We start from the raw sequence: 4381 nt of genomic DNA on the forward strand, positions 1-4381 counted from the left end.
ACTCGTTATCGGGGTTCGCGGCCATCATAACCGTGTGGCCAACCCCCCCGCTCAACGGGTCACCCAACGGCGGGGCCGCCCGGCCCGGGCCGGTGGTAGGCGGTACATTCTCACCGGCCCGGGCCTGGCGTCCCACCGTTGGCGCCCCCTCACCTCGAACGTCAGACCTTCCAAAAATGCCAGATCCACGCCGCGCAACGCGCGTACGATTAATCTTTCTGTTGTGTGCCATAGCGGTTTTCGCAACGATTGCGGATGCTGCAAACACTCCGCTCGTCCGCAAGGGAGCTGCGGTCATAGGTTTATTGCTGCTAGCCGTTGTGTATTTTCTACCCGGCAAATCATCATCCGTTGCCATTGATAGTGCGTCTGATGACGACAACTCTGACGATCCGCAGTCGCTTCCGGCACGCCTTGCGTGGGCGGTGTGGATGTCAATTTCAGCGGCAGCTTGCTTCGCAATCGGTCAACTCATGGGGGCTATGCTGCCCCCGCTGCAACTCCCATTTCGCGTCCTGGGGGTCGTGTTGTTGGTAGTGGCCGCATACAAGCTATTCTTCGGTCGCCGAGGCAGCAACACGGACATCGACCTTTAGCATCGCCGTCCGCCAGTGCGCGCTTACATGTGTTCAGCACCTGCGCCAACGGACACCCCACTTAATTTCGCGATACCAGCACGCCATCCGATGGAACCCCTCATCAATCCATGGTTCAAAGCCGCCGCAGCGTGCGTGCCGCTGTACTACCTGTTCTGGAAGTCGATTTTTGGCTCGTTGGACGATTTCTTCGAAGCGCTTAGATACTGGTTTCAGCCCGAGTGGCTTTCTGTATTGCGTGGTGAGTTCACCGAGGATTTCTACGCATCATTAAGAATGCTCTTTTTCCTGGTTCTCTGCGGCGGCAGTACGTATCTTGCATACAGCAAGTTCTTCACGCCAGTTGGGGGGTGAGTTTTGGTGCAGGGATGCTTGGTCGACTGCGGGCGCCCAACTGTCTTTCATTCAGGCTCGCCTGTCCGTGACGCGCAGGGCGTAGCTCGGCGCTGTGTCTCTCACGCTGACGTTAGTGTTGAAGCATGGAGCCGCCACTCGCCATGACCACCGCAAAATTCACTGACATCCTGGACGGCTACGAGTTTTGTTCCCTCGCCGACCTAATGGACACGCAAGCCTTTGTCAGCCTGGAGCGCGGCACCGTGCACATTGTGTCCAGCGACCTGGAACTGGAGGAAGAACTGCCGGAGGATATTGAAACCGGCCCCTACCTGGCGTTGCCGGGCAAACGGGAGCTGGACCTGGGCCAGGAGCTGGCGATGGAGTTCACGGAAAAGTACCTTTCCAGCAGTGCCGAAACAGTCCGTGGTTTCTTTCACCGGCCCGGCGGGTACGGACGCTTCAAGGAGTTACTTGATCGCAAGGGTCAGCTGGACGCGTGGTTTGAATTTGAGCGGTTTGCCACCGAGTCTCGCCTTCGCCAGTGGTGTGCAGACCATGGCATTGACCTGATGTAGTTCAAATTGGGCTCGTCGTAGCCTTGGGTGGCGCTTCGACGAGCTCAGTGTGAACGGTTTCAGGTGGCTTGAGGGTGAAGGAAAAGCAAACCCACCTCAATCCCCCATCACCACCCCTTCACGCCTGGGGTCCGCCCCGCCCATCCACAGCTTTTTGCCATGCGCATTGCCCAGCGTGATGGCTTGCAACCCACTCGTCATGTTCATCTCGCGCACCTCGGCACCGCGGGCGCGCAGGGCTTCCACCGTGGCGGGGGGGAAGCGTTTTTCTTCCAGCAGCGTGGGGCCGTTCATCGAGCCGAAGTTGGGCAGGTTGATGGCCTGCTGGGGCATCAGGCCCCAGTTGAGCACGCCGTAGAGCGTCTTGGCCGTGTAGTGAATGATGGCCGCGCCGCCAGGGCTGCCGCCGCTCATCAGCAGCTCGCCCGTGGCCTTGTCGAAGACCAGCGTGGGCGCCATGGAGGAGCGGGGGCGTTTGCCGGGTTGCACGCGGTTGGCAATCGGCTGGCCTTGGGCGTCGGTGGGGGCAAAGCTGAAGTCGGTCAGCTCGTTGTTGAGCAAAAAGCCTTTGACCATCTGGCGGGCACCAAAGGCGTCTTCGATGGTCGTCGTCATAGCCACGGCGTTGCCGAAGGCGTCGACGATGCTGATGTGGCTGGTGCCGTATTCGGGCTGGTCGGGCATGGGGGCGTAGCTGGTCTTGACGGCGGCGGGGTTGCCGGGCTGGGCGACCTTCATGCTATGCGTGCCGATGAGCTTGGCGCGTTCGGCCAGGTAGGCGGGGGCGATCAGGCTCGTCCAACTGCCTGCGGGGGGCTGCACAAAGTCGGGGTCGGCCACGTACAGCGCGCGGTCGGCAAAGGCCAGGCGGGCGGCCTCGGTGTACAGGTGCAGCCAGTCGGCGGATGGGATGCCGTCTTGCAGGGGCTTGGCGGCAGCGTCGGTGTTTTTCAGGATGCCCAGGATCTGCCCGATGGCGATGGCGCCCGAGCTGGGCGGTGGGAAGCCGCAGATGCGGAAGTCTTTGGTCTGCACCTGGTAGTCGTGGCACAGCGCTTCGCGCTTTTTGGGTTGGTAGCCGGCCAGGTCGGCCATGCTGAGTTTGCCGGGGTTGGTGGGGTGCTTTTGTACCTTGTCGACGATGGCCTGGGCGATTTCGCCTTCGTGCAGGGCCTTGCTGCCTTCGGCGGCGATGCGGCGCAGCACGGCGGCCAGCTCGGGGTTGCGCAGGTTCACACCCACATCGCGAGCGTCGCCGTCGGCCTTGTAGAAATAGGCGGCAGCCACCGGGTCCTTCTTGAGGTGCGGGTCGGCCTTGACCAGGGTGTTGAGCCGTGCGCTGACTTTGAAGCCGCCTTCGGCCAGGGTGATGGCGGGTTGGAACAGCGTGGCCCAGGGCAGCTTGCCATGCTGTTTGTGCGCCAGCTCCAGCATGCGCACGGTGCCGGGCACGCCGACCGAGCGGCCGCCCACTACGCCGTCGTAGAACTGCACGGGCTTGCCGTCGGCGCCGAGGAAGAGTTTTTCGTCTGCAGCGGCGGGGGCGGTCTCGCGGCCGTCATAGGCCTCTACGGTTTTACCGGTGCTGTGCAGCAGGAAGGCGCCACCGCCGATGCCGCTCGACTGCGGCTCCACCAGGGTCAGCACCATTTGCACCGCGATGGCGGCGTCGATGGCCGAGCCACCGGCCTTGAGGATTTGGTAGCCCGCGTCGGTGGCCAGCGGGTTGGCAGCGGCCACGGCAAATTTCTCGGTGGCCCAGCCGGGCTTTTCGGTGTAGCCGGACGAGCCTTCGGGCTGGGCGGGCACGGTGTAGGCGAACTGGGGTGGAGCGTTAGCGCAGCCCGCCATCGCGACCACGGTGGCGAGGGCCGCGGTGGCTATCAAAGTCCGGCTGAATCGGGCGGAATGTGCAACGGTAAACAGGCGGGCGGACGGGCTGGCGGGCGTGGTTGCTTTAGACATGGCGTCTCCTTCAGTGCAAGAAGCGGCCATGGTACGGCGCCTTCGCAGACGGGCGCCGCAGCGTTACATCAGGCTACACGCACCAAAAATATGAGTGTTTTTGGCCTCTAGCGCTTGTTGGATAAGCGCTAGAAGCTATAAAAATAGGAGTATCTGGGGTATGAGCAACGTCAAGCGCGCATCGGCCCGGGCCGCCCGTCTTCCACCACAAAACGGGCGAGCGTGGTGGCTGCGCTGTCGGCGCGCAGCGGGTCGTCCAGCACGCGCAGGGTGGTGGTCCAGCGTGTGGGTGTGATGTCGGCCAACCCGTAGCCGCGCTGGTCGCAGCGGGCCAGCAGCACGTGGGGGTTGTGGCGGGCAATGGCGTCCACCTTGTCCTGTGTGGTGCCCGAGCGTGAACTGATCGATGTGCCGCAGAACTCGCTGGCCACCACGGGCGACTCGGGGCGCTGCACATCGGCATGCACCCGGCACACGTAGTTCTGGTGGATGTCGCCGCCCAGCAGCACGGTGTTGCGCGGGGCGTGCTGGGCCACGGCCTGCAGCAGGCGCGCGCGGGCGGCGGGGTAGCCGTCCCAGCTATCGGTGGCGGTGACGCCCGAGGGGTAGTGGCGCGGCGAAAACAGGGTTTGCTGTGCCAGCACGCTCCAGCGTGTGGTGTCTTTGGTGTGTGCGTCTTCGGCCAGGCCGGTGTTCAGCCACTGCTCTTGCCCCGCGCCCAGCTGCGTGCGGGCGGGGCTGGCCAGGTCGGCGCAGTCGGCGGCGCGCACAGCGCCCGCGCTGGCGGACTGGGGCGTGCGGCAGGCCTGCCAAGTGCGGTACTGGCGGCTGTCCAGCAGGTGGATGTGGGCCAGGCGCCCCCAGCGAAGGCGGCGGTAGACCTGCAGGGCGTCCCAGCGGGTGCCG

The 4381-nt window shown here is 63.9% G+C and carries 4 protein-coding genes; 2 read left to right on the forward strand and 2 right to left on the reverse strand.

Going from position 1 to position 4381, the window contains the following annotated elements; translation table 11 throughout:
• The first annotated feature begins 686 nt into the window (after positions 1–686).
• A complete protein-coding gene (locus tag ACK4OE_RS25320) occupies positions 687–950 on the forward strand; it encodes a hypothetical protein (RefSeq protein WP_409889185.1) in 264 nt (87 codons plus the stop codon).
• Between the two features lie 143 nt (positions 951–1093).
• Positions 1094–1510 carry a hypothetical protein gene (locus ACK4OE_RS25325; protein ID WP_409889186.1) on the forward strand — a complete coding sequence of 139 codons (417 nt, stop codon included), beginning with the start codon at positions 1094–1096 and terminating at the stop codon, positions 1508–1510.
• Positions 1511–1606: 96 nt separating this feature from the next.
• Here the strand turns inward: ACK4OE_RS25325 and ACK4OE_RS25330 are convergent, their stop codons facing one another.
• Both ACK4OE_RS25330 and ACK4OE_RS25335 read right to left on the reverse strand, forming a co-directional pair.
• Entirely contained in the window at positions 1607–3361 is a 1755-nt protein-coding gene (locus ACK4OE_RS25330; RefSeq protein ID WP_409889188.1) for a gamma-glutamyltransferase family protein, read from the reverse strand.
• A gap of 284 nt (positions 3362–3645) precedes the next feature.
• Positions 3646–4381, reverse strand: a 736-nt coding sequence (locus ACK4OE_RS25335) for an alkaline phosphatase D family protein (RefSeq protein ID WP_409889187.1), incomplete at its 5' end; no start/stop codon positions are given.

Origin of the sequence: Acidovorax sp. (assembly GCF_046314175.1) — a bacterium.
GTDB lineage: Bacteria > Pseudomonadota > Gammaproteobacteria > Burkholderiales > Burkholderiaceae_C > Acidovorax.